This window comes from Pelagivirga sediminicola (assembly GCF_003072125.1).
Taxonomy (GTDB): domain Bacteria; phylum Pseudomonadota; class Alphaproteobacteria; order Rhodobacterales; family Rhodobacteraceae; genus Roseovarius; species Roseovarius sediminicola.
In genome coordinates this window covers 27,865-53,656 of sequence record NZ_QCYH01000008.1, presented here as the reverse complement: position 1 = coordinate 53,656, position 25,792 = coordinate 27,865, and the positions used below count along the sequence as shown (strand labels likewise).

Genomic DNA, 25,792 nt, shown 5'->3' with positions numbered 1-25,792 from the left:
CTGGGTGGTCTTTTACCAAATGGTCAACTTAACGATTGCGCACGGTCCAGCGCCTGTCAAGAATAGTGTTGGGCGAGGATGGCGCGCGCTTGTAGATTGCACCGCGGACAGGCGCGGGGGAAGGGGGCACGATGGAGCAAAGCAGCACAGAAGAGGCCACCGCGGCGGCAGGCGGCAGCCGGATTCAACGCCGAAACCGCGCGCGCATCAGCGAGGCCGCGCTCGACGTGTTCGCGCAACATGGCTATCGCGGCGCCACGCTTGACCAGATCGCCGAGCGGGCCGGGTTGAGCAAGCCGAATATCCTCTACTATTTCTCCGGCAAGGAAGAGATCCACGTCACGCTGCTGAACCAACTGATGGATCGCTGGCTGGCGCCGCTGCGGCGCATCGACCCCGACGGCGATCCGCTGACCGAGATCCTGACCTATGTGCGCCGCAAGCTGAAGATGAGCCAGAAATACCCCCGCGAAAGCCGCCTTTTCGCCAACGAGATCCTGCAGGGTGCGCCGCGAATCGCGCCGCATCTCGAGCAGGATCTGAAGCCGCTGGTCGATGGCGCCGCCGCGACGATCCAAGGCTGGATCGATGCCGGACGCATCGCGCCGACCGATCCGCGACATCTGATCTTCTCGATCTGGGCCACCACGCAGCATTACGCCGATTTCGCGGCGCAGGTGGGTGTCCTTGTCGAGGAGAAATCCCCCACCGACGGGGCGGAACAGTTTCTGACCACGCTTTTCACCCGGATGCTGCAGCCGCGTCGCGATTGAGGAGCCGTTAATCCTGTTGTCACTTCGCGTTTGGCGGGCCCTGCTGCGCCGCTTAGGATGATGCCGGGTGGCGGGCTCCGTGGGGGAGTGACATGGCGGCGTTCTATGGCAAGGATTACCAAAACGGATACAGGGCTGCGGTGGATCCCGTGACGGCCCGTTTGCGCACCGAGCAGTTGCGGCGCGCCTTGCGCGTTGCGGCGACGCTGGGCGGCGGCGATGCGTCGCACCGCGTGTCGGGCCTGTCCGGGCAGATCCTGGATGATGGCGACAGTGGCGGCGAGGGCGCGCGCGTCATCGACCCGGAGGGCGAGGATCCTCGCACGCGTTAACCTTGTTTTCAAGATCTTGCGGCAGGTTGAGCATCATGCGGAGCCTGACCCGATCAACAGACCCCGACTATTGGCTGGAGCAGATGTTCGCGGCCAAAGCCGCGCGGACCGGCGGTGTCGTGCGCCGATCACGGCTTTGGGTAGATCGCGAAGTGGGCCGCGATCGATTCATCCGTGCCGTGCGGCTGCGCGGTTTTCACCTCATCCGCACGGCAGACCAGTTCATCGTCGTGTGCCATGATGGGCCGGTCGAGATGATGTTCTAGAAAATTCGCGAATTTTCTCGACGGAGATTTTTCGCGAAAAATCGTTCACTCGGCGGCGCAGGCGCCCGGATTGTTCGGATGGGTCGTCCAGTTGGCATACTCCGCCTCGACCACCTTGCCGGTGCGCGGATCAACCTCGCCGGGCGCCATCGCCTCCATCGTGATGCACCCTTCGACGGGGCAGACATTGACGCACAGGTTGCAGGCCACGCATTCGGCATCGATCACCTCGAACACCCGGTCCGGCGACATCGAGATGGCCTGATGCGATGTGTCCTCGCAGGCCGCATAGCAGCGCCCGCATTTGATGCACTCGTCCTGATTGATGACGGCCTTGGCGACGTAGTTGAGGTTCAGATCCTTCCAGTTGACCGTGTTTGGCACCGCGCGCCCGACGATGTCCGCCGTCGATGTCATGCCCTTCTCATCCATCCACTGGCTGAGCCCCGAGATCATCTCCTCCACGATCTTGAAGCCATAGGTCATCGCCGCCGTGCAGACCTGCACGTTACCGGCGCCCAGGGTCATGAACTCGGCCGCGTCGCGCCAAGTGGTGATGCCGCCGATGCCGCTGATCGGCAGGCCCGCTGTCGCCGGATCGCGGGCGATTTCGGCGACCATGTTCAGCGCGATCGGCTTGACCGCCGGGCCGCAATACCCGCCATGCGCGCCTTGCCCGTCGATGGTGGGCTGTGGCGCGAAGAGGTCCAGATCGACGGACGTGATCGAGTTGATCGTGTTGATCAGGCTGACCGCATCCGCGCCGCCCTCCATCGCCGCCTGCGCGGGCTTGCGCACATCGGTGATGTTCGGCGTCAGCTTGACGATCACGGGCAGGCTGGAGTGCTTCTTGCACCAATGGGCCACCTGGCCGACATATTCGGGCACCTGTCCCACGGCGCTGCCCATGCCGCGCTCGCTCATCCCGTGGGGGCAGCCGAAGTTCAGCTCGACCCCGTCACAGCCGGTATCCTCGACGCGGCGCAGGATCTCGCGCCATGCATCCTCGTTCACCGGCACCATCAGCGAGGCGATCAGCGCGCGGTCCGGATAGTCGCGCTTGACGCGCTTCATCTCCTCAAGGTTCACTTCCAGCGGGCGGTCGGTGATCAGCTCGATATTGTTGAGGCCCAAAAGGCGCCGGTCGGCGCCATAGATCGCGCCGTAGCGCGGCCCGTTCACATTGACCACGGGCGGCCCGGCCTCGCCCAGTGTTTTCCACACGACGCCGCCCCAGCCTGCGTCGAACGCGCGGCGCACGTTGTATTCCTTGTCCGTCGGCGGCGCCGAGGCCAGCCAGAACGGGTTGGGCGATTTGATCCCGATGAAGTCGCTTGTGAGGTCAGCCATCTTTACTCTCCCTGTCTTGCGTAGCCGGGCATCATCCGCCCGCGTTCGTCAGACTTGCGTGAATGTCCATTGCAGCGTCGCGGCCTTCGGCCACCGCCGTCACGGTCAGATCATCGCCGCCCGCGGCGCAATCGCCCCCCGCCCAGACGCCCTTCATCGACGTGCGCCCGGCGCCGGTGACGGCAATCTTGTGCCCGTCCAGATCCGGCAGGCCCTCGCCGTGCAAGGTCTGGCCGATGGCCTTGAATACCTGATCGGCGGCAAGGCGGAAGGTCTGGCCCGTCGGTTGCAGATCGTCATCCGTGTATTCGAACTCGATCTCGCGGACCGCACCGTTGCCGATGATGGCGCGCGGCGTGGCGCCCGTGATGATCCGAACCCCCGAAGAGGCGGCCAGATCCTGCTCGAACACGCTCGCATTCATGCGATCGCGGCCGCGCCGGTAGACCAGCGTGACGTTCAGCGCGCCCAAGAGTTTCGCCTGCACCGCCGCGTCCACGGCCGTCATGCCGCCGCCGATCACAACGACGTCGCGGCCCACCGGAACCTTGGACACATCGCTGGCCTGCCGCAGGTCGGCGATGAAATCGACCGCGTCGCGCAGACCGTCCTTGTCCTCACCCTCCAGGTTCAGCGCGTTCACGCCGCCAAGGCCGATGCCCAGGAATACAGCGTCATGATCCGCCCGCAACTGCGCCAGGTCCAGCCCCGCGCCAAGGCGCTGGCCGGTCTTCACCTCGATCCCGCCGATCTTGAGCAGCCATTCAACCTCGCGCGCGGCGAAATCATTCGGCGTTTTATAGCTGGCGATGCCGTATTCGTTCAGCCCGCCGGGTTTCTCATGCGCATCAAAGACGGTCACGTCATGGCCATGCATCGCCAGCCGGTGCGCGCAGGAAAGGCCCGCAGGCCCCGCGCCGACGACCGCAACGCGCTTGCCAGTCGGCTCCGCGCGGGTAAAGGGGTGAATGCCCGCCTCCATCAGCGTGTCGGTGGCATAGCGCTGCAACTGCCCGATCAGGACCGGCTTGCCCTCGGCCAACTCGCGCACGCAGGCCTCCTCGCAGAGTGTCTCGACCGGGCAGACGCGGGCGCACATGCCGCCCATGATGTTCTGCGCAAAGATCGTGCGCGCTGCCGCCTCGGGCGTGCCGGTGGCGATCTGCCGGATAAACAGCGGAATGTCGATATCGGTGGGGCAGGCCGTGATGCAGGGCGCGTCATGGCAAAAATAGCAGCGATCGGCGGCGACCAGCGCCTCGTGATGGTCCGGCCGTGGATGCAGATCCGAGAAGTTCTCAGCATATTCTTCGGGGGGCAGGCGTCCGCCGGTGATGCCGGGGGTCAGCGCGGTGTCCTTCATGGCGTCCTCCATCACGCAGGTTGATCGGGGTGGCTGCATTCAGTATTTCACAGTTTTTTATTTTATCAATTGGTAAAATTTCGTTTCGCACCATTTTGTTGCGAATGACGGCCGTGGTTTGAATGTTTGCTGCGCTGCAGCGACGATAACCAGTCGTTAACACCCGGTGTGTTATGGGATGCGGATGAAGACTGTGCCCCTGATGTTTGTCCTGCTGCCTTTGGGTGTGCTTTTGCTGGCAGCCTGCAATACGCCCGGCCCCGGATTTCGCGGGGTCGAGGCGACGCGCGTTACCGTGAAGGGGGTCACGTTCGATGTGCGCGTCGATGGCACGCGGGCCGAGGCGATGCGCCGGAACGGCCAATGGGCGCCGCGGCTGGGGGCGGTCGCGCCGCAGGCCGTCGCCGCGATCGAGCGGGTGTCGGGCTGCCGTGTGCGCAGGCTGGACGGCGATGCCGCGTTGATGACCGCATGGCTTGATTGCGGCCAGCGCCAGGCGCCTTTGCCGCGTGGCAACACCTATGATTGCGACGTCTATTCCATTTCGGACGGCCTGGCCGAACTGACCTGCGAGCGGGTGCGCTATTGAGGCGCGCGCACCGCTTGCGGCCGCTTGAACATGGCGCGCGTTTGCGCGATAGCTGGCGCCGGGCAGCTTCGCCCGCGAGGATGACAGCATGAACTACAAGGCACAGGGCGCCCCCAAGATGGGCCGCAACGCGCCGCGCCACGCCGAGCATAATGCGCCCGGCTCGGACAAGGATCCGTTTGGCGAACGCGCCGGCGGCCGGCCCAGCAAGGCGGAACTGCTCAAGCGGATGAAAGCGGCGCAGGACGAGCGCGCAAAGAAGGATGGCGGCGAGGGCTGACGCGCGCCGCGTGCGCGCGGGCGATCAGAGCGTTTTCTCCATGTAGACGCTGACATCGTTCGGCGTGTAGTCGCCGAAGAGCGCGCAACGCACGAAGCCGTGCCGCTCGTAAAGGCGAATCGCGCTGGCCAGCGCCTCGCCCGTCTCCAGCATCATGCGCGCCGCATTCAGGCCGCGCGCATGATCCTCCAGCGCGCGCAGCACGGCAGAGGCGACGCCGCGCCCCCGTGCGGACGCGGCGGTATACATGGATTTGACCTCGCAATAGCCCTCCATCTGAACCACCGCGCCGGTGGCCAGAAGCGTCTCGCCCTCGCGCGCGATCACGAAATGAACCTCCGGCGCGGCCAGCGCATCGAAGCCGAGAAAAAAGTTCTCTTCCGGCGTGAAAAGCTCCTGCATCAGCGCATGGCTTTGCTCCAGCAGGGCGCGGGGGCCGGGATCGGTGGGGTTTGCGGGCTCGATGATCAACATGCGCAGATGTGGCGCGGCGCCCGCGGCAAAGTCAAGCGGGCGCGCCGCACGATGCGATATCTTGTGGATAAGCGGCGATCCCCCGCCATATGAGGGGTGATTGACATTGACAGCCCGCCCCAAGGATCGCCACATAGACGCCAGCAAATTCGCGGCACTGAACGGAGCATACGCATCCCTTGCGCTTTTCCAAGCTCAGACTGACCGGCTTCAAAAGCTTCGTGGACCCGACCGATCTGATCATCGGCAGCGGCCGCACCGGCGTGGTCGGGCCCAATGGCTGCGGCAAGTCCAACCTTCTGGAGGCGCTGCGCTGGGTGATGGGCGAAAACCGCCCGACGGCCATGCGCGGCGGCGGGATGGAGGATGTGATCTTTGCCGGGTCGGGATCGCGCGGCGCGCGCAATTTCGCCGAGGTGACGATCCATATCGACAACGCCGACCGCCTTGCGCCCGCAGGCTTCAACGACGCCGATCATATCGAGATCGTGCGCCGCATCACCCGCGACGTGGGCAGCGCCTATCAGGTCAACGGCAAGGATGTGCGCGCGCGCGATGTGCAGATGCTGTTCGCCGATGCCTCGACCGGGGCCCACTCGCCCGCGCTGGTGCGGCAGGGGCAGATTTCCGAGCTGATCAACGCCAAGCCCAAATCGCGGCGCCGCATATTGGAGGAAGCCGCGGGTATCTCGGGCCTTTATCAGCGGCGCCACGAGGCGGAGCTGAAGCTGAAGGGGGCGGAGGCCAATCTGACGCGCGTGGACGATACCGTCGATCAACTGGCCGGGCAGCTTGCCACGCTGGCGCGGCAGGCGCGCCAGGCTGCGCGCTATCGCGCCATCGGGGACGAACTTCGCCATGCCGAGGGCCTGCTGCTCTATCGGCGCTGGCGCGAGGCGGACGAGGCGTTGACCGTCGCTCGCGGCGAGCTGCGCGAGCGCACGGCCGCCACGGCCCGCGCGGAGACAGCCGCGCGCGACGCCGCCAAGGCCCGCGCCGCCGCCGAAGACGCCCTGCCGGCCCTGCGCGAGGAGGAGGCGATCGCCGCCGCCATCCTGCAACGGCTGAGCGTGCAGCATGGCAGCCTTGCCGATCAGGAAATCGCCGCGCGCACCCGGATCGAGACGCTGGAGGGCCGCATCGCGCAGCTTGCGCGCGACATCGAGCGCGAGGCGGGGTTGAACCGGGATGCGGGCGACACGATCGCGCGCCTTGACTGGGAGCAGGCCGAGCTGCTGAAGGCCGCCGAGGGCCACGAGGACCGTCTTGGGGATGCCGCGGACGCCGCGCGCGAGGCCAGCGAGCGGCTTCAGGAGCGCGAGTCGGATCTGAGCGTGCTGACCGAGGATGTCGCGCGCCTTGCTGCGCGCCACCAGTCCGCGCAGCGGCTTTTGTCCGACAGCCGCAAGACGCTGGAGCGCAGCGAGGCGGAGGCCGAGCGCGCCCGCGCCGCCGTCGCCCAGAGCCGCGAGGCGATGGAGCAGGCGGGCCGCGATTTCGACGCCGCGGGCGAGGCCGAGCGCACGGCGCAGGCCGCCGCCGAGGCCGCCGAGGCCGCGTTGCTGGCTGCCGACGAGGCGCGCAGCGACACCCAGGCACGCGAGGCCGACGCGCGCGCCGAGCGCAGCGCCGCCGACGGCGAGCTCAGCGCGCTGAGCGCCGAGGTCTCGGCGCTGGCACGGCTGCTGGACCGCGACACCGCCGAGGGCGGGCAGATCATGGACCGTCTGCAGGTGCAGCAAGGCTATGAAAAGGCGCTTGGCGCCGCGCTTGCCGATGATCTGCGCGCGCCGCAGGTGGGCGCGGACGGGCCGTCCGGCTGGACGGAACTGCCGGGATATGACGCGCCCCAGACCCTGCCGGACGGGGCGGCGCCGCTGACCCGGAATGTCTCCGTGCCTGATGTTCTGGCCCGCCGGATGAGCCAGATCGGGCTGGTCGATCCCGATGAGGGGCCGCGCCTGCAGGCGCAGCTTAAACCGGGCCAGCGCCTTGTCAGCCTTGAGGGTGATCTGTGGCGCTGGGACGGCTATCGCGCCTGGGCCGAGGATGCACCCTCGGCCGCGGCATTGCGGCTCCAGCAGCTTAACCGTCTGGAAGAGCTGAAACAATTGCTGGAACACGCCACCGCGCGCGCCGATGGGGCGCGCAGCGCGCATGAGACGCTGACCCACCAGCTGGCCGAGCGGACCGAGGCCGACAAGGCCGCGCGCGCCGCGCGCCGCACCGCCGACAGCGCGATGCAGGACGCCTCGCGCGCGCTCAGCCGCGCCGAGGCGGATCGCAACCTGGCCGCGTCCAAGCTGGAGGCGCTGGGCCTCGCCGTGACCCGCCACGAGGATGAGGCGATGGGCGCGCGCACCGCCCTTGCCGAGGCCGAAAGGGGGCTGGCGGATCTGGGCGATCTGGAGGCCGAGCGCGCGCGCGCCGAGGATATCAAGATGACGGTCGAGGCCGCGCGCATCACCATGATGTCGCGCCGCTCGGCCCATGACGAGCTGCGCCGCGAGGGCGAGGCACGCGTGCGCCGCCGCCAGGAAGTGACCAAGGAGATCAGCGGCTGGCGGCACCGGCTGGAGACGGCTGAAAAGCGCAGCGCCGAGCTGGCCGAGCGCAAGGCCGCGTCCGAGGCCGAACTGGCGGAGGCCGCCGAGATCCCCGCGAAGCTGGCCGATGAGCGCAGCACGCTGTCAGAGAAGATCACCGAGGCCGAGGCGCGTCTGGCCGGCTCCCGCGATGCGCTGAGCACTGGCGAGGGCGCGCAGCGCAGTGCCACCGAGGCCGAGCGCACCGCCGAACGCGCCGCAGGCGAGGCGCGCGAGGCCCGCGCGCGCAGCGAGGCGCGCACCGACGCCGCGAGCGAGGCGCGCCGCGCCGCCGCTCAGCGGATCGCCGACGAGCTTGAGATGACGCCGGAGGCGCTGCTCGCCACGCTCGATACGGATGTGGACGCCATGCCCGGCGCCGAGGCGATCGAGGCGGACGTGAACCGGCTGAAACGCCAGCGCGACGCGCTGGGCGCCGTCAACCTGCGCGCCGAGGAGGACGCCAAGGAAATCGCGGCCGAGCACGGCACGCTGATCGCCGAAAAGACCGATCTGGAGGAGGCGATCAAGGCGCTGCGCAGCGGCATCGCCGGGCTCAACCGCGAGGGGCGCGAGCGACTCTTGACCGCGTTCGAGCAGGTGAACGCGAATTTCAGCATGCTTTTCAAGCATTTGTTCGGCGGGGGCGAGGCCAATCTGGTGCTGGTGGAATCGGACGATCCATTGGAGGCGGGGCTTGAGATCATGTGCCAGCCCCCCGGCAAGAAGCTGGCCACGCTCAGCCTGCTTTCGGGCGGCGAGCAGACGCTGACTGCGCTGGCGCTGATCTTCGGCGTGTTTCTGGCCAATCCCGCGCCGATCTGCGTGCTGGACGAGGTCGACGCGCCGCTGGACGATGCCAACGTGGCACGGTTCTGCGATCTTCTGGACGAGATGTGCCGCCGCACCGAAACGCGGTTCCTGATCATCACCCACAACGCCGTCACGATGAGCCGGATGGACAGGCTGTTCGGCGTCACGATGGCCGAACAGGGGGTGTCGCAACTGGTTTCGGTCGATCTGAAAAAGGCCGAGGCGCTGGTGGCGTAAGGCTCGTCGCCTCAACCGCCGCGCCTGGGCGGGATCGACAGGATGTCCACGGGTGCGGCGCGCAGCACCTTTTCGGTGACGCTGCCGATCAGCAGCTTGGCAAGGCCCCGCCGGCCGTGGGTTGCCAGCATGACGATATCGGCCTCTTCGGCCTTCGCCGCTTTCAGGATCTCGTCATGGGTCGCCTTCACTTTGTAGCGCACGACCGGCTCGATACCCTCCAGCTTTGCGTCCGACAGGAAGGCGCGCAGCGCGCGCATGGCATCTTGCCGCTCATTGGCCAGATACCGTTTCTGTTCGTCGCGTGACATGGTGTCCACCATCACCAGCCGCAGCGCGGGCGCGTCGAAGATGTGAAGCACGCTGTTGCGGGCATCCGCGCCGATGCCAAGCGCGACGGCGCGCTGCAACGCGTCTTGCGAGCCGGCCGACAGGTCGGAGGTGTGCATCATGTGGCGGTAATCCCTTGCGGCGGGCGCGTTGACCATCAGCACCGGGAAATCCACGAGGCGGATCGTGCGCTCGGCCGTGGTTCCGATGAACACATCCTCCAGCATTTGCCGGCGATGGGCGCCGATCACCAGCAGATCGGGGCGCAGTTGCGCCCCCGCCTCGACAAGCCCCGCAAAGGACGATCCCATCAGAACGCGCGTCTCGCAGGTAACATCGCCCGCCTCGCGGATCGTCTGCGCCGCCCGGTCCAGCAGCGCCTGCGATTCCTCGCGCTCGACCTCGACGATGCGGCGCGGCTGATCGTCATCGACGACATGGACCAGCGCGATCGCGGCGCCGCTTTGGCGCGCAAGCATGGCGGCGCGCGTCACGGCCATGTCGGAGCGCTCGGAGAAATCCGTGGCAACCATGATTTTCTTCATTGCATCAGTCCTTCCGGCGCTGGCCTTGTGCCGTCTGCTCAAGGCGGCCCGGACCGGGCAGGGCGGTGTCGCCCGGAACCGGAGGCAGCCGGCCTTGAAGGCTAGTGCATGATCGCCCCTTGGTCCATCCATATGATGCCGGTTCGCGCGGCTGCACCAGTGATGCCCGCGATTGCGTGGATTTGCCGTTGAGACCAGTTCCCGCCTGCGCCGAATTGGGGTATCCGCATGTTATGGATATCGTTCTTGTCACCGCGGTGATCTCATCGCTCTTTCTGGTCATCGGCGCGGCCGAGCCGTTGGCGGCGCGCCTGCGGCTGCCCTATACTGTGATCCTCGCGATCCTGGGCATTCTGATCGGAACCGGCGCGCTGTTCTTCATGCGCACCGATCTGACCGATGCGCTCAATCCGGTGGCCGCCGCGATCCTTGGGCTGCCGATCCGGTCCAACGTCTTTTTGTACGTGTTCCTTCCCACGCTTCTGTTTCAGGCGACGCTGGGGATGAACCTGCGCCGGATGCTCGATGACTGGGTGCCGATCCTGGTTCTGGCGGTTGTCGCGGTGATCGCGGCGACGCTGAGCGTGGGGATCGCGCTGTCATGGGTCAGCGCGCTGCCGATCGCGGCCTGTCTGCTGATCGGGGCGATCGTTTCCACCACCGATCCGTCGGCGGTGGTGTCGATCTTCCGCTCGATCTCGGCGCCGCGCAGGCTGGCGCGGATCATCGAGGGCGAAAGCCTGCTGAACGATGCGGCGGCCATCGCGCTTTTCGGCCTTTTCATGGGGTTCGTCGCGATCGGCGGGTCCGACCCCCGGCTGAGCGATGCGCTGGGCCGGTTTCCGGTTCTGATCGCGGGCGGGGCGCTGACCGGCTGGCTGGCGACGCGGATCGCGGTCTGGATCATGGCGCTGTTCGGGCGTCACGAGCTGGCGCTGATCTCGATCTCGGTGGCGCTGCCCTATCTGGCCTATATCGGGGCCGAGCAGGTGATCGGCGCATCGGGCGTGATCGCCGTCGTCGTTGCCGGGCTGACGCTGAACCTGACGGGGCCGGGGCGTCTGCCGCCGCAGGCGTGGATCAACCTGCGCGAGATCTGGGATCTTCTGGCTCATTGGGCCGGCGCGCTGATCTTCATCCTTGCCGCCTTGCTGATCCCGCGCATCCTGCAGGATGTCAGGATCGGGGATTTTCTGCTGATCGTGGTCATCGTCCTTGCGGCCATCGCGGCGCGCGCGGTGATCCTGTTCGGATTGCTGCCGCTGCTGACGATGCTGCGCGTCTCGCCCGTGGTCGACCGGCCCTACCGCGCCGCGATCCTGTGGGGCGGGCTGCGCGGGGCGGTGACGCTGGCGCTTGCGCTTGCCGTGACCGAGAGCTTTCGCGTGCCGGTCGAGGTCAAGCGCCTCGTCGGGATCCTGGCGACGGGGTTCACGCTGTTCACGCTGATCGTGCAGGGCACGACGCTGCGGACGGTCATCGGCTGGCTTGGGCTTGACCGGCTGTCCCCCATTGACGAGGCGATGTCGCGGCAGGTGGTCGCCGTCGCGCTGCAGACCGTGCGCGAGGATGTCGCCCGCACGACAGACGATTACAACCTGACCCATGACATCGTGCGTTCGGAGGCGAAGATGTTCGGCGACCGGCTGGAGGAGGCCGTGAAATCGGCCGAGAACACGGTCGACATTCTGGACCGGGACCGGATCACGCTGGGCCTGATCGCGCTGGCCGGGTTCGAGCGCGAGACGATCCTTGAACGCGTGCGCGAGCGGACGATATCGGCGCGCATGGCCGAGCAGATCCTGTCGGACGCCGATCGGCTGATCGAGGCGGCGCGCACCGGCGGGCGCAGCGGCTATCAACGCTCGGCGCGCCGCTCGGTGGCCTATGGCAAGGCGTTCCGCGCCGCGGTGGTGCTGCACAGCCGGCTGGGTCTGCAGACCCTCTTGGTGCGCATGACCGCCGACCGGTTCGAGCGGCTGCTGTCGCAGCGGCTGATCCTGCAGGACCTGCACGCCTTCATCGACGGGCGCATCCGCCGCATCCACGGGCGGCGCGTGGGCGACGTCCTGCACGAGCTTCTGGAGCGTCGGATCGAGAGTGTCGAGACCGCGCTGGAAGGACTTCGGCTGCAATATCCCGGCTATGCCGAGGAACTGGAGCGCCGCTTCATCCGCCGGACGGCGCTGCGGCTGGAAGAGCGCGAATATACCGCGATGCGTGACGATGGGCTGATCGGCGCCGAAGTCTATACCGCGCTGATGCAGGACCTCACCGGGCGCCGGGCCAAGGCGGAGGCGCGCCCGCGGCTTGATATTGCGGTGCAGCGCTCGGAGCTGGTGCGGCAGTTTCCGTTGTTCGCCGATCTCGACGACCGCGCGCTCAGGAAGCTGGGCCGCTCGCTGCAGACCCGGTATGTCGATGCGGGCAAGGTGATCTTTCACAAGGACCATCCCGCGAAAAGCGTGTTCTTCATCGCGTCGGGCGCGGTGCAACTGGAAAGCGCGGGCCAGACTTGGCGGCTGGGCCGGGGCGAGATGTTCGGCCAGATGGCCATCCTGATGAACAAGGCCCGCCGGGTCGAGGCGCAGGCAATCGCCCCCTCGACGCTTCTGATCCTGGACGAGACGCGCTTTCGGACGTTGCTGACGCGCAGTCAGGCCCTCAGAAACGGCGTCCGGGCCAGCGCCGAGAAGCGCGGAATTGACCCCGATCTCTTGCCGTTGGGCGCCAGCGAGAAGTGACGCGGCAAGACGCGTCACGGGCTGCAAACGCGCCGCCCGGCCGGAACCATTGAAACGTCCGGCACGTTCGCTGTCGGGTTGCAACGCAATCCACAGGCATTTCAAACGGGGGACGACTTCATGGATACCAACACCGCATCTTCGCCCAGGCTGACCCGCCGCGGTCTGCTCTCGGCCGTGTCCGCGCTGGCGGTCCTGCCGCTGGCCCAATGGCCCAAAGGTGCCATGGCGGCCGATCTTGACGTCGGCGCATTTCTTGCCCTGTCCAAGGAACTGACCGGCAAGGACGATCTCTACGAGGATCTTGCGGCGAAAATGCTGGAGGCGTTCTCGCAGGCCGGAAAGGCCGATGACATCGCGGCATTGGTCGGCGGGGGCGAGGCGGCCGAGCTGGAGAACTCCATCGTCGCGACCTGGTACACCGGAACATCGCCTGCCGCGGACGATCCGAACGTTCTGTTCTACACCGATGCGCTGATCTGGCAGGCGATGACATTCGCCACGCCGATGGCCTTTTGCAACGGGCAGATGGGCGATTGGGCGGACCCGCCCAAGGCATGAGCGGCACGCGCGTTTTCATTTAACAGACCAATATCCAAGGAATTTCAGCAATGGCAAATGATATCACCGCGGACGTTCTCATCATCGGCACCGGTATCGCCGGAGCGATGGCAGGCGCGAAACTTGCGCAAAAAGGCCTGAAGGTGGCCTTTTTGGAAAGCGGCAAGCGGATCGACCGTTTCGATGCGGTCGAGACGTTCTGGAAAGCCCCGGCCAAGGTGCCGGAATCGCCCTATCCGAACGATCCCGAAGCGCCCCATCCGCTGACCCACAAGCTGGAGGAATACTATCAGCAAATGGGCCCGGAGCTGTTCAAATCCACCTACCTGAAGGTTGTCGGCGGCACGACGTGGCATTGGCTGGGCACCACGCTGCGCAACGTGCCGGCAGATTTCAAGCTGAACACGCTTTACGGCCACGCCGTCGACTGGCCGCTCGATTATGACGCGCTGGAGCCGTTCTATCTGGCTGCCGAGCAGGAAATCGGCGTTGCCGGCGACAGCAGCGAGGATCTGGGCTCGCCACGGTCGGGCGATTTTCCGATGCCGATGATCCCGGTCACCTATCTGGACAAGGTGGTCGGCAAGGCGCTGGAGGGCTCGCGGTTTCATTTGCGTGCAACGCCACAGGGGCGAAACTCGGAATTCCACGCGAATCGCCCGGCCTGTTGCGGCAACGGGTCGTGCATCCCGATCTGCCCCATTCAGGCCAAATACGATGCCACCGTCCACGTCCGGGAGGCCGAGGCCGCAGGCGCCGAGGTGCATGACCAGACGACGGCGACGCGGCTCAATCTGGGCGCGGACGGGCGCATTGCCTCTGTCGATTTCCGCCGCGCGGACGGCAGCACCGGCGTTGCAAGCGGCAAGGTGGTGGTGCTTGCGGCGCACGCGGTGGAAACGCCGCGCCTGTTGCTGAACTCGGCGCAGGAGGGCGCGCAGAACGGCATCTTCAACAGCTCGGACCAGGTGGGGCGCAACCTGATGGACCACCCCTCCAAGCTGAGCTGGGCGGAGACGGCCGAGCCGGTCTGGCCGTTCCGCGGCCCGCTGTCGACATCGGGCATCGAGAACCTGCGCGATGGCGATTTTCGCAAGGATCACGCGGCCTTCCGGATCGAGATTGCCAATGACGGGCATAGCTGGCCCACCGGTGCGCCGCTCTCGACGGCCGAGGATCTGGCCCGCTCGGGTCTGCGCGGCGATGCGCTCGATACCGCGATCAAGGAGGCGACATCACGCCAGATCCGCATCAGCTCGCTGGTCGAGCAATCGCCGGACGCGGAAAACCGCGTGACGCTGGACCCCGATAAAAAGGACGCGAACGGCATGCCCTTGCCGCGCATTCATTACGATCTGTCCGAGTATACCCGCGCCGGACTTCAGGCCGCTCAGGAGGCCCATGACGAGATTTTCGAGGCGATGGGCGCAACCAACGTCAACCACCGCGAGGATGCCGAGGGCGCGGGCCACATCATCGGCACCGTGCGGATGGGCGCGGATGCGAAAGGCGCGGTGGTGGATGCCGATCTGCGCAGCTTCGATCACCGCAACCTGTTCATGCTGGGATCGGGCACCTTTCCCACGTCGGCCACGGCCAACCCCAGCCTGACCATCGCCGCCCTGTCGCTGCGTGCGGTGGACGCGATCGCCGCAGGCGCGCGCGAGGAGTGATGGCGCCCGGGGGGCGGGGCAGGTTGCCCGCCCCTCAGGCCTTGCGGCGGTCGCGCAGATCCTTGACCGCGACGAGAAGGCCCAGAAACACCACGAATCCGATCAGGCTGAATCCCGTGACCATCGCCGCGGACCATGACGCCCTGGACAGCGCCCAGAATGTCGCGGCGGTAATGACGGCGATCCCGACCGCGGTGCCGATCCGCTGGCCGGTCTGCATGATGGCGCCGGAACTGCCGGCATAGTTCAGCGGAACCTCCGACAGCGTCAGCGTCTGGTTCGGGCTGATCACCGCCCCTTGGGCGATGCCGACAAAGGCCAGCGATGCCATCAGCCACCAGATGCTCAGATGCCCGGCTTCGTGCATCAGCACCACGATGATGCTCAGCCCCAGCCCGCAGAGCGCGATCAGCATCCCCCCGATCACCAGCTTGCGGCCAAAGCGCATGACCCGGCTGCCGGACCAATGCGCGGCATAGGCCGACAGAAGCGCGGCAGGAATGCCGAACGTGCCCGATTGCAGCGCCGACTTGCCCGCGCCCTCCTGCACATAGAGCGCAACCAGCACCCAGACGCTGGTGACGCCCATGAAATAGAGCGCCATGATCGTGATGCCGTTGGTATAGCTGCGGGTCGCGAAGATCTTGAGATCGACCATCGGGCTAAGGCCGAGACGGGCATAGCGCCGCTCCCACAGCACCCAGAGCCAGACCAGCAGCAGCCCCGCGGGCAGCAGCAGCCACAGGATCGTGCGTCCGCTCCCCTCGACGAAGGGAAAGAGGATGGCCAGCACCGCGAATCCCAGCAAGCCCGCGCCGACCGGATCCAGCGAGCGCAGGCCGCTTCCCGTCCTGGGAAGGCGCACGATCAGGGGGCGCGGAAACCACAGCAGCCCCAGAACGATGGCGGTCAGGCCGATCGGCACGTTGACCAGAAATGTCAGCCGCCAGCCCAGATCGGGCCCGCCCAGCTCGATCAGAAAGCCGCCGAGGACCGGGCCGATGGCCACCGAAAAGCCGACCGCGGTGCCAAAATAACCGAACGCGCGCCCGCGCGCGTCGCCGCGGAAATAATGCTGGATCATGCCCAGGCCCTGCGGGTTCAGCAGCCCCGATCCGATCCCCTGCACAAAGCGCGCGGCATTCAGCCATTCGGCGTTGGGCGCCAGCCCCGCCGCGACCGACGCGGCGGTAAAGATGCCCACGCCGATCAGGAACAGGCCGCCCCGGCCCATGATGTCGCCCGCGCGCCCCGCCGCCACCAGGATCACCCCGAAGGTCAGCGCATAGCCCGACAATACCCATTGCAGGTCCGACTGCGACGCGCCCAGCCCCTGCCGGATCGAGGGCAGCGCCACGTTCACGATGCTCACACCGATCAGCGTCATGAAGATCGTGACCAGCAGCACGAAAAGGATACGCCATCTTATCGGGTCCGCCGTTGGATCGGCGTCGATTTCGCCGGATAATTGCGCGTCTGTATCGGGCGACACCATAGTTCGGGACTTTCCATCTGCGTGCGTTGCCCGCCCATGTAGCCCGCGCGGCGCGGGACTTCAATTTATCCCTCGGCGGCGGCGATGCGGCGCGGCGCGTGCCCGCCCGGTCAAGATCGTGCTGGGAAGCGGCGTTGCGCGGCCTTAGGGTGCACCGCGCACGCCCCATTGCCCGAGCCGATAGGATTCCCCCCATATGTCGGCCGACCTTGCCGCCTATCCCGCAGACACCAGCGAAGATGCCGTTCGCGCGTTTCTTGGATCCGCGCATCCCATCGATCTGGCGGCGTGGCTGGCGCTCATGCCGGTGGACGAGGCGTGGGCGCTGCTGTCCGGCCTTGAGGACGCGCGGCGTGCGAGCGTGTTCGAGAACCTGCCGCTGGGGTTCCAGGTGGACCTTGCACAGCACATGGCGCCGGATGATCTGGCGCGGATCGTGGGCGCGATGAATGCCGACGATCGCGTCGATCTGTTCAACCAGCTGCCCGCCGCCGCGCAGGACCGTCTGGCCCGCGATCTGGAGCCGTCCGTGCGCGAGGATATGCGCCGCCTGTCCACCTATGCCGAAGGCTCCGCCGGCGCGATCATGACCTCGGATTTCGCGATCCTCGATGCGGACATGACCGCCGAGGGTGCCATTGACGCCCTGCGCCTTCAAGCCCCCGGCAAGGAAACGATCTATCGCTCCTACGTGGTGGACCGCGATCAGCGCCTGACCGGCTCGGTGCGGCTGCACGCGCTGATCCTTGCGGAAGGCGAGGCGCGGATCGATACGCTCATGGAGCCTGCGCCGGTGTCGGTCACGCTGGAGACCGATCAGGAGGACGTGGCCAAGCTGATCGCGCGCTATGACCTTCTGGCGATTCCGGTGCTGGACGGGGCCGGGCGTCTGGTGGGCATCGTGACCCATGACGACGCCGCCGACGTGATGCAGGCCGAGGCGACCGAGGATTTCCAGAAGATCTCGACCGTGCTGCCGTTCACGCAGAACATGCGGCAGGCGGGGATCGGCATGCTCTATTCGCGGCGGATCGTCTGGCTGGCGCTGCTGATCTTCGGCAACCTCTTTTCCGGCGCGGGCATCGCCTATTTCGAGGATGTGATCCTTGCCTATGTGTCGCTGGTATTCTTCCTGCCGCTTTTGATCGACAGCAGCGGCAACGCGGGATCGCAATCGGCGACGTTGATGGTGCGCGCGCTGGCGACGGGCGATGTCGCGCTGAGCGACTGGCGCGATCTGCTGCTGCGCGAGGCGGCGGTGGCCGCGGCGCTGGGCGCCACGATGGCGGCGGTGGTATTCCCGCTGGGCGCGTGGCGGGGCGGCATGGATATCGCCATGACCGTCAGCCTGACGATGTTCGTCGCGGTTCTGATCGGCAGCCTTGTCGGGATGTCGCTGCCCTTCGTGCTCAGCCGCCTGCGGCTGGATCCGGCAACGGCGAGCGGCCCGCTGGTGACGACGATCTCGGACGGGCTCGGCGTGATCTTGTATTTCACCATCGCCAGCTTGGTGCTGAACATATGACGGTGGGGCAATAAGGCCCGCGTTCCATCGGGGTGCACGGACGCGGGTCGCGCGGCTTGGTGCGTGCCGCCGGATCGGAATATCGTTCCGGCTGTCCGGGGCCGATTTGAATGAAATCCTCCCTCCCGGCCGCGCCCGTCCTCCGGCGCGGCTTGCAACGCCTGCAAATATCCTAAATCGGAGGTCAAACACGTCTTTCCCGAAGGGAGTCCCGCCATGAAACGCCTCATTCTGTCATTCCTGACCGGCGCGGCCGCAATGCTTGCCACCAGCGCGCTTGCGCAGGAGTTCGGCCCGCTGGTGTCGCCCGCCGAGCTGGCCGAGCTTGCCAAAGGCGCGCAGGCGCGCGACATTCTGGACATTCGCGCCGAAGGGTTTGATGCGGGCCACATCACGGGCGCACTCGCGGCGCCTTACAGCCTCTTTCGCGGCCCGGCGGACAATCCCGGCGCGGTGCCCGCCGTCGCCGATCTGGAGGCCCTGTTAGAGCGTCTGGGGCTGGAGCCGTCCGAGCCGGTCGTCATCGTCTCGCAAGGAGACACGGACACCGATTTCGGCGCGGCCGCGCGCGTCTACTGGACGCTCAAGAGCACGGGGTTCACGCAGCTTGCGGTGCTGAACGGCGGCGCGACCGCGTGGGTCAACGCGGGCTTGCCGCTGTCCAAGGACGCAGCCCAGCCGGCGCCGAGCGCGCTCGACATCAGCTGGGACGACACCTGGACCGCCGACACCGCGACAATCGAGCGCGCGGTGTCGGGGCAGGAGGCCGCCACGCTGATCGACGCGCGCCCCGCGCCCTTTTTCGAGGGCAAAAAGGCGCATGATGCCGCGGACCGTCCCGGCACGTTGCCCGGGGCGCAAAACCTGCCCCATACCGAGTTTTTCCGCCCCGGCGCGACCGCCATCGGGGGCGAGATGAGCGTCGCCGCGCTCAAGGCCCGGCTGGGCGCGGACACCGGCGCGCCGCTCGTGTCCTTTTGCAACACCGGCCACTGGGCCGCGACCGATTGGTTCGCCATGTCCGAACTGGCAGGCATCGAGAACGTGAAGCTCTATCCCGGCTCGATGGTGGAGTATTCGCAAACCGGGGGCGAGATGCAGAACCAGCCGGGATTGTTCGCCAATTTCTGGAACCAGCTAACCGGGGGCAATTGATGACGCAGGCGGCATTCATTGGCGCAGCGGACACTGCCCCGCGCAGCCTTGGCGCGGCGCGTGCGGCGCTGATCCTCGGGGGCCTCATGGCGGTGGCGCTGGTGGCGCTTTTCGCGGGGGCGCGGTTCGGGCTGATGCTGCTGATCGGGCTGGGCTTCGGCATGGCGCTGGAGGGGATGCGGTTCGGCTTTGCCGGGCCGTGGCGCGCGATGATCCTGCGGCGCGAGCCGGGCGGCATCCTGGCGCAGCTTCTGGCGATCGGGCTGGTTGCCTGCGCGGCCTTTCCGCTCTTGGCGGCGCATCCGGGCGAGCTGGGCGGCGCGCAGGCGCCGGTCGGCTGGGCGATGATCGGCGGCGCCTTCGTCTTCGGCGCCGCGATGCAGGTGGTGCTGGGCTGCGGATCGGGCACGCTGGTCAATGCCGGATCGGGCAATCCGGTCGGCCTGCTGGCGCTGCCGTTCTTTGCCATCGGCAGCTTTGCCGGGGCTTACCACCTGCTCTGGTGGACCGGGCTGGGCGCGTTGCCCATCCTGACGCTGCAAGGCACGGCGGGGCTGGTGGTGACGCTGGCGGCGCTGGCGCTGGTGGCGGGGGTTTTCTGGCTGCTGGGCGCGCCCGGCGCGCGCCGTATTCCGGCGCGCTATCTGGTCGCCGCCGTGCTGCTGGCGGCGCTGGCGATTGCCAATCTGGTGGTCGCGGGCCAGCCCTGGGGCGTGGTCTACGGCCTTGGGCTGTGGGCCGCGAAGGGCGCGGCGGCACTGGGCGCGGACCTGTCCGGCTCGCCCTACTGGGCCGCGCCGGGATCGGCCGAGCGGCTGGGCGCGAGCCTGCTGACCGATTACACGTCGCTGACGAATTTCGGCATGATCGCGGGCGCGTTCGGCATCGCCGCATGGCGGCGGGGCGGGCTGGCGCAGCCTGTGCCGGCCTATCCTGCGCGCGCGTGGGTGGCGGCCATCATCGCGGGGCTGGTCCTGGGATATTCGTCGCGGCTGGCCTTCGGGTGCAATGTCGGCGCGTTCTTTTCAGGCATCGCCACGGGCAGCCTGCATGGCTGGGTCTGGTTCATCGCCGCCTTCGCAGGCGCGTTCGCGGGCATCCGCATCCGCGCGCTGGTGGGCCTGGAGCCGCGGACATGAGCCGCCGCACCATAGCCGCGCTGGCGCTGGCCGGTCTTGCCCTCGTGATCGGGCTTGACGTGACGGCCAGCCCGCCCAACCCGTATCACGCGCCCGCGCTCTTTGCGCTGGGGTCCGGCGCGGCGCCCGGCGGCGGGTTTTGCGGGGCGCTGCCTGATTAGCGCCCTACCTGCGCCGCAGGAAACTGGCGAACTTGCGCGGTCCGGCATCCGGCGCGGAAAGCGCATCGCGCAGCGCGGTCACGGCCGAGAGCATGTCGATGGTGTAGCTGTGGATCAGGAAATCGGGCCATGTGGACAGCTTGACGGCCATGAATTCGGTCTGCGGATCCAGATAGATCAGCTGGCCAAAGACGCCGCGCGCCATGAAATCGCCGCGCCGGGCGTCATGAATCCACCATTGGCGGCTATAGGCGCCATGCGGCGAGGTGGCCGTATAGGGCTCGCCGAACGCGGCGGTATCGCCGCGGGCGCTGGCGCGCACCCATGCCTCGGGAACGACCTGCCGACCCTCGACGGCGCCGCCCTGCAGCATCATCAGGCCAAAGCGCGCGTAATCGCGCAAGGTGGCGTTGAAGCCGCCATCGGCCAGCGCCGTGCCGGCCTTGTCGACGGTAAAGAACCCGTCCCGCTCGGCGCCCAGATGTTGCCATATACGGCTCGACAGCAGCTGCGCCAATGACGCGCCGCCGGCACGCTCCAGCGCCCAGGCGACGACATCCGTCTCGATCGAGCGATAGCTGAACGCCTCGCCATGGGGGCGCACGCCCGGAAGGGTCTGGATCACGTCGCGGATGGTCGGCGCAGGCTCGCCCGGCAGGGGCGGGCGCCAGCCGCTGGCGATGTCGATGCGCGTCATGTCCGAGCCGGGGGTGTTGTAATCCTCGGTAAAGCGCGCGCCCGAGCGCATGTCCAGCACCTGGCCCAGCGTGGCCCCGGCATAGCCCGACTCGCCCAGTTCCGGCAGCAGGTCCAGGATCGGCGCGTGCAGATCCAGCGCGCCCTCGCCATGCAGCACCCCGGCCAGCGTGCCGACGATGGATTTGGCCACCGATTGCGACAGGTGCGGCGTGTGGCCGTGCATGTCATTGAGATACCGCTCCAGCACCACCTTGCCGCGGCTCATCACTAGGAACCCGTCGGTATAGCTTTGATCGAGCCAGTCATCGACGGTGCATTCGGCCCCGGCCAATGTCTGGAACGTCACGCCGCCCAGCCCCTCCTGCGAGGAGGCGGCCAGCGGGCGCACGGGGCCGTCGCCGCGCCGGACGTCCACCGTGGGAAAAAGGCTGCGCATGTTCTGAAAGGACCAGCGGTTGAACGGGGGCATGTCCCAATTGCTCGGGCCCGGCACCTTGTCGGGGGGCGGCGGAAAGCCCTCCATGATTCCTTGTTCGCGTGCGCTGAGTGGCGACGGTGGATGAGCCGGTGCGGCTGGAACATTCATGGCGGGTATCCTCGGGGCGGGGCGCGGCAGCGCAACGGGGCTGCGGCGCGCGAAAAAAGGACGGGGCGCCGATATCGCGCCCCGCCTGCGTTGCAATGCCTTATTGCTTCAGCTTCGTCCAGATGCGGTTATAGAGATCGGTCACTTCCTGCGCGCAGGGCTCGACGAAGTCGGGCTCGGGCGCACCTTCCGGTATGATGATTTCCGGCGCGTCGAGCAGCTCTTCGATCATGAATTCCTCGCTGCCGCTGATGCCGCTGGCATAGCGCGCGAAGTTCGAGTTGAGCGCGGCGTTCTCGGGGGCCATCATGAAGTTCATGAAACTCTTGGCGTTTTCCATGTTGGGCGCGTCCTTCAGCACGGCGGCGTTGTCCATCCAGCCGGCGAAGCCCTCCTTGGGATAGGCGTATTGCAGCGTCGGGCGCTGTTCGCGCGCACGCATCGCGGCGCCGTTCCATGTCTGGCTGAGATCGACATCGTTCGAGGTCAGCTTCTCGATGGTGGCATAATCCATCGTGCGCCAGTGCTGCTTGGCGTTCATCAGCAGCTCGGTCACGTCGCGCAATTCGTCGGTGTTGCTGTTGCAACGCTCATACCCGCGATAGCGCAGCGCGGCATTGATGACCTCGGGCATGTCGTTGAGCATGTTGATGCGGCCCGACAGCTCCTGGGGCGGCTCGAACATCAGCGCGAGCGTGTTGATGTCGCCATCATAGACTTCGGTATCGACGGTAAACGCGGTGGTGCCCCAGAGCCATGGCACAGTGTAGTTGCGGCCCGGATCCCAGTAGACATCGACCCATCGGGGATCGACGTTTCCGAAATTCTCCATCTCGTTTGGCTTCACCTCGGCCAGCAGATCCTGCTCGATCATGATCGGCACGGTATAGCCGCTGGGCACGACGATGTCATACCCGCTGCTGCCTTCGCGGACCTTGGCCAGCATGATCTCGTTGCTGTCGTAATCGTCCAGGTTGACCTTGACGTCGAATTCCTTCTCGAACTTCTCGATCAGCTCGGGGTTGGTGTAGTTGCCCCAGTTGTAGATGTTCAATTCGCCCTCGCCCCAGGCGGTGCCGGCCAGCGTCACCGCGGCGGCGAGGGTCGCGGCCATCGTGCGTTTTTGTGTCATGTCAGATTGTCTCCTCCGGTTGGTTATACGTCTCGCGGATTATTTCCGCTTGTTCCCGATCAGAAAGAAGATCGAGACCAATAGCGCCGACAGGCCCAGAAGCACTGTCGAGACGGCATTGATTTCGGGTGTGATGCCCCGGCGGATCTGGCCGAAGATGTAGACGGGCAACGTCGTCTCGCCCGGTCCGCCGACCAGCAGGGTGATGATGACATCGTCCAGCGACACCACGAAGGCCAGCATCGCGCCCGCCACGATCCCCGGCGCCATCAGCGGCAGGGTGACGGTGCGAAAGACCTGAAATGGCGTCCCGTAAAGGTCCGCGGCGGCCTGTTCCAGCGTCAGATTCATATCCTCCAGCCGCGCGCGGATGGGCATGTAGGCGAAGGGGATGCAGAACACCGTGTGCGCCAGCATCAGGAAACCGATGCCGTTCAGCCCCGTTACCTGCTTGATCAGCACGAAGAACGCCAGCGTCGATACGGCGGTGACGATTTCCGGCACCATCAGCGGCTGGTTGATGACCGCATAGGTCAGCGTCTGCCCCTTGAAGGCGCGCACGCGCGTCGTGGCCAGCGCGGCCATCGTGGCGAATGTCGTGGCGAACACCATCGCGACGAACGCCACCTGCAGCGATATCCACGTGGCATGCCGGATGCCGTCATTCTCGAACGCGGCGCGGTACCAGCGCAGGCTGAATTCGGTCCACCTGACGACCGAGCGGTTGTCGTTGAAGGAAAATACCACCAGCACGGCGATGGGCGCATAAAGACAAAACAGGCAGAACCACGCCATCGTGTCGAAACCGGGCTGCTTGCGCAGGTCCTTCATCCGGCGGCGGCGGCGCGGGGGCGGTGCGGCGGGGTCGGGGCTGGCCACGGTGGCGGGGGTTTGGGTGGGGGTGCGCTCAGCCACGGCCGTTTCCTTCCTTGCCGGAGTAGCGGACATAGACGGTCAGCGACACCATGACGACCACCATCAGGATCAGCGCCGCCGCCGCCCCGAAGGGCCAGTTGCGCGAGCCGCCAAACTGCAGCGCGATCAGGTTGCCGATCATCAGCTGCTTGCCCCCGCCCAGAAGATCAGGCGTGATATAGGCGCCGAGCGCCGGGATGAAGACAAGGATGCAGCCCGCCACGATCCCCGGTTTCGCCATCGGAACGATGACATGGCGCAGCACCTGCAGGCGGCTGGCGTAAAGGTCATACGCCGCCTCGACCAGCCGGAAATCCAGCTTTTCCAGCGACGCGTAGAGAGGCAGGACCATGAACGGCAGGTAGCTGTAGATCAGGCCGATGAAAATGGCCGTATCGGTATAGAGGATGCCGATGGGTTGGTCGATCAATCCGGTCCAGATCAGGCTGAGATTGATGATGCCCTCGTCGCGGATGATCAGCAGGATCGCATAGGTGCGGATCAGAAGGTTCACCCAGAAGGGCAGGGTGATCAGGAAAAGCCAAAGGTTGCGCTGGTTCGCGGGCTTTGACGCGATGAAATAGGCGGTCGGAAATCCGATGATCAGCGATCCGATCGTCGCCCCCAGCGCCAGCCCGATCGAGCGCGCGAAGATGTTCAGATAGGTCGCCGAGAAGCTCAGCGTATCGTCAAAGATGTCGCGGTCGAACAGGAACTGCACATAGGCATCGGTCGAGAATTCCCAGCGCACCCCGCCATAAGAGCCGGGGCTGAGGAACGAATAGACCAGCGTGATCGTCAGCGGGAAAAGCCCGAAAAGCCCGATGATCAGCAGCGCGGGCGACAGCAATTGCCAGCGGCGGCGGCGCGCGGCGCCCATCGTCTGGCGCCGGGCCTCGGCGAGGCGCGCGTCGGTGGCGGTCTGCGGGGTCACGTCCGTCATCAATCCACCAGAACCTGAACGGCGTCCGGCACCGCCAGCCCCACCTTGGCGCCGACCTGCGCATCCGTCTGCGCGCGGCGCACCAAAACCTCGCCGCCGCCGTCCAGCGCGACATGAACGTTATGGCCCGCGCCGAAATAGACGATATTCGTCACCTCGCCGGTCAGCGACGCGTCGGCCGCGTCCGGGGCGGTGAGGCCCATGTTCTCGGGGCGGATCGCGATCGACACCTTGCCCGACCGCGCCGCGCCCTCGGGCAAAAGCGCGCCGATGGACGCCCCGCCGGGCAGCAGGACGGCGCCCCCATCCTGTTGAAGTTCGCCCTCCAGTATGTTGATATCGCCGATGAAATCGGCAACGAAGCGGCGCGCGGGGTTGTTGTAGATCTCCTTTGGCGTGCCGACCTGAAGGATGCAGCCCGCCTGCATGACCGCGATCCGGTCCGACATGGTCAGCGCCTCTTCCTGGTCATGCGTGACAAAGACAAAGGTGATCCCCGTCTCGCCCTGAAGGCGCTTCAGCTCGATCTGCATCTCCTTGCGCAGTTTCAGATCCAGCGCCGACAGCGGCTCGTCCAGCAGCAGGACCTTGGGGCGCGGCGCCAGCGCGCGGGCCAGCGCGACGCGCTGCTGCTGGCCGCCCGACAGCTGATCGGTCTGGCGGTTCGCCAGATGCTCCATCTGCACCAGCGCCAGCATTTCCTCGGTCGCGGTCTTGATCTCGGCCTTGGGACGGCCCTGCATCTCAAGGCCAAAGCCGATGTTGCGCGCCACGCTCATATGCGGAAAAAGCGCATAGGACTGAAACACCGTGTTCACGGGCCGCTTGTAGGGCGGCAGATGGCCGATTTCCTGACCGTCCAGCAGGATCTGGCCCCGGTCGGGCAGCTCGAATCCCGCGATCAGGCGCAGAAGGGTCGTCTTGCCGCAGCCCGAGGGGCCGAGCAGCGTGAAGAACTCGTTCTTGCGGATGTCCACCGTCACGTTGTCGAGCGCGGTGATCTTTCCCGCGCCCTCGCCGAAGGTCTTTATCACGCCCTCGGCGTGGATCATCACGTCCTGCGCGGCAGCGGCCTGCGGCGTGCCAGGATCGCGTATTTCTGTCTGGGTTGCCATCTGAGCCACCTT

The 25,792-nt window shown here is 66.6% G+C and carries 23 protein-coding genes; 13 read left to right on the top strand and 10 right to left on the bottom strand.

All coding sequences use genetic code 11. The features are described 5' to 3' along the window. The first annotated feature begins 131 nt into the window (after positions 1 to 131). From DC366_RS13580 to DC366_RS13570, 3 genes are all read left to right on the top strand, one after another. Positions 132 to 773, top strand: coding sequence for a TetR family transcriptional regulator C-terminal domain-containing protein (locus DC366_RS13580; protein ID WP_108692769.1), 642 nt, complete (start codon positions 132 to 134; stop codon positions 771 to 773). Positions 774 to 865: 92 nt separating this feature from the next. Beyond that, entirely contained in the window at positions 866 to 1,105 is a 240-nt protein-coding gene (locus DC366_RS13575; protein ID WP_108692768.1) for a hypothetical protein, read from the top strand. 35 nt (positions 1,106 to 1,140) lie between these two features. Then, a complete protein-coding gene (locus tag DC366_RS13570; protein ID WP_108692767.1) occupies positions 1,141 to 1,371 on the top strand; it encodes an N-(5'-phosphoribosyl)anthranilate isomerase in 231 nt (76 codons plus the stop codon). Between the two features lie 45 nt (positions 1,372 to 1,416). On the opposite strand, the gene preA is transcribed toward DC366_RS13570, so the two are convergent. Then, positions 1,417 to 2,721, bottom strand: a complete 1,305-nt coding sequence (gene preA / locus DC366_RS13565) for an NAD-dependent dihydropyrimidine dehydrogenase subunit PreA (RefSeq protein ID WP_108692766.1) — start codon at positions 2,719 to 2,721, stop codon at positions 1,417 to 1,419. A gap of 31 nt (positions 2,722 to 2,752) precedes the next feature. Continuing rightward, positions 2,753 to 4,084 (bottom strand): NAD(P)-dependent oxidoreductase, encoded by a 1,332-nt coding sequence (locus DC366_RS13560; RefSeq protein ID WP_108692872.1) that lies wholly within the window; start codon positions 4,082 to 4,084, stop codon positions 2,753 to 2,755. A gap of 184 nt (positions 4,085 to 4,268) precedes the next feature. Here DC366_RS13560 and DC366_RS13555 point away from each other — a divergent pair, with 184 nt between their 5' ends. Next, the gene (locus DC366_RS13555; protein ID WP_207768722.1) at positions 4,269 to 4,673 is read left to right on the top strand and encodes a hypothetical protein; all 405 of its coding nucleotides are present in this window, start codon (positions 4,269 to 4,271) and stop codon (positions 4,671 to 4,673) included. A gap of 88 nt (positions 4,674 to 4,761) precedes the next feature. After that, entirely contained in the window at positions 4,762 to 4,953 is a 192-nt protein-coding gene (locus DC366_RS13550; RefSeq protein ID WP_108692765.1) for a hypothetical protein, read from the top strand. 24 nt (positions 4,954 to 4,977) lie between these two features. Here DC366_RS13550 and DC366_RS13545 read toward each other — a convergent pair whose 3' ends face one another. After that, on the bottom strand, positions 4,978 to 5,427 hold the full coding sequence (locus DC366_RS13545; protein ID WP_108692871.1) for a GNAT family N-acetyltransferase: 450 nt from the start codon (positions 5,425 to 5,427) through the stop codon (positions 4,978 to 4,980). A gap of 179 nt (positions 5,428 to 5,606) precedes the next feature. Here DC366_RS13545 and DC366_RS13540 point away from each other — a divergent pair, with 179 nt between their 5' ends. Continuing rightward, positions 5,607 to 9,062 carry a chromosome segregation SMC family protein gene (locus DC366_RS13540; RefSeq protein WP_108692764.1) on the top strand — a complete coding sequence of 1,152 codons (3,456 nt, stop codon included), beginning with the start codon at positions 5,607 to 5,609 and terminating at the stop codon, positions 9,060 to 9,062. A gap of 11 nt (positions 9,063 to 9,073) precedes the next feature. Here the strand turns inward: DC366_RS13540 and DC366_RS13535 are convergent, their stop codons facing one another. Continuing rightward, positions 9,074 to 9,937 (bottom strand): universal stress protein, encoded by an 864-nt coding sequence (locus DC366_RS13535; protein ID WP_108692763.1) that lies wholly within the window; start codon positions 9,935 to 9,937, stop codon positions 9,074 to 9,076. A 233-nt stretch (positions 9,938 to 10,170) separates the two neighbouring features. Between DC366_RS13535 and DC366_RS13530 the strand changes: the two genes are divergently transcribed. The 3 genes from DC366_RS13530 to DC366_RS13520 all read left to right on the top strand — a co-directional run bounded on the left by DC366_RS13530 (position 10,171) and on the right by DC366_RS13520 (position 14,915). Next, positions 10,171 to 12,681: a cation:proton antiporter gene (locus DC366_RS13530; RefSeq protein ID WP_108692762.1), complete on the top strand. Its 2,511-nt coding sequence runs from the start codon at positions 10,171 to 10,173 to the stop codon at positions 12,679 to 12,681. Between the two features lie 120 nt (positions 12,682 to 12,801). Next, positions 12,802 to 13,242 (top strand): sugar dehydrogenase complex small subunit, encoded by a 441-nt coding sequence (locus DC366_RS13525; RefSeq protein WP_108692761.1) that lies wholly within the window; start codon positions 12,802 to 12,804, stop codon positions 13,240 to 13,242. Between the two features lie 50 nt (positions 13,243 to 13,292). Next, on the top strand, positions 13,293 to 14,915 hold the full coding sequence (locus tag DC366_RS13520; RefSeq protein WP_108692760.1) for a GMC family oxidoreductase: 1,623 nt from the start codon (positions 13,293 to 13,295) through the stop codon (positions 14,913 to 14,915). 34 nt (positions 14,916 to 14,949) lie between these two features. On the opposite strand, the gene DC366_RS13515 is transcribed toward DC366_RS13520, so the two are convergent. Next, a complete protein-coding gene (locus DC366_RS13515) occupies positions 14,950 to 16,410 on the bottom strand; it encodes an MFS transporter (RefSeq protein ID WP_108692759.1) in 1,461 nt (486 codons plus the stop codon). Between the two features lie 196 nt (positions 16,411 to 16,606). On the opposite strand from DC366_RS13515, the gene mgtE reads away from it, so the two are divergent. The 4 genes from mgtE (at position 16,607) to DC366_RS19925 (ending at position 20,390) form a co-directional block, all read left to right on the top strand. Then, entirely contained in the window at positions 16,607 to 17,935 is a 1,329-nt protein-coding gene (mgtE, locus tag DC366_RS13510; protein ID WP_108692758.1) for a magnesium transporter, read from the top strand. 216 nt (positions 17,936 to 18,151) lie between these two features. Then, entirely contained in the window at positions 18,152 to 19,090 is a 939-nt protein-coding gene (locus tag DC366_RS13505) for a sulfurtransferase (protein WP_108692757.1), read from the top strand. An 86-nt stretch (positions 19,091 to 19,176) separates the two neighbouring features. Beyond that, on the top strand, positions 19,177 to 20,229 hold the full coding sequence (locus DC366_RS13500; RefSeq protein WP_243405136.1) for a YeeE/YedE thiosulfate transporter family protein: 1,053 nt from the start codon (positions 19,177 to 19,179) through the stop codon (positions 20,227 to 20,229). Beyond that, positions 20,226 to 20,390, top strand: coding sequence for a hypothetical protein (locus DC366_RS19925; protein ID WP_165802914.1), 165 nt, complete (start codon positions 20,226 to 20,228; stop codon positions 20,388 to 20,390). The genes DC366_RS13500 and DC366_RS19925 overlap by 4 nt, the downstream gene beginning before the upstream one ends. Before the next feature lie 4 nt (positions 20,391 to 20,394). On the opposite strand, the gene DC366_RS13495 is transcribed toward DC366_RS19925, so the two are convergent. From DC366_RS13495 to DC366_RS13475, 5 genes are all read right to left on the bottom strand, one after another. Then, positions 20,395 to 21,612 carry a serine hydrolase domain-containing protein gene (locus tag DC366_RS13495; protein WP_207768721.1) on the bottom strand — a complete coding sequence of 406 codons (1,218 nt, stop codon included), beginning with the start codon at positions 21,610 to 21,612 and terminating at the stop codon, positions 20,395 to 20,397. Positions 21,613 to 21,775: 163 nt separating this feature from the next. After that, complete coding sequence (locus tag DC366_RS13490) at positions 21,776 to 22,807, bottom strand: extracellular solute-binding protein (protein WP_243405130.1); 1,032 nt, start codon at positions 22,805 to 22,807, stop codon at positions 21,776 to 21,778. 39 nt (positions 22,808 to 22,846) lie between these two features. Further along, complete coding sequence (locus tag DC366_RS13485; protein WP_108692870.1) at positions 22,847 to 23,638, bottom strand: ABC transporter permease; 792 nt, start codon at positions 23,636 to 23,638, stop codon at positions 22,847 to 22,849. Positions 23,639 to 23,714: 76 nt separating this feature from the next. After that, a complete protein-coding gene (locus DC366_RS13480; protein WP_108692869.1) occupies positions 23,715 to 24,602 on the bottom strand; it encodes an ABC transporter permease in 888 nt (295 codons plus the stop codon). Positions 24,603 to 24,664: 62 nt separating this feature from the next. Then, positions 24,665 to 25,717, bottom strand: a complete 1,053-nt coding sequence (locus DC366_RS13475) for an ABC transporter ATP-binding protein (RefSeq protein ID WP_108692868.1) — start codon at positions 25,715 to 25,717, stop codon at positions 24,665 to 24,667. Positions 25,718 to 25,792: the final 75 nt, after the last annotated feature.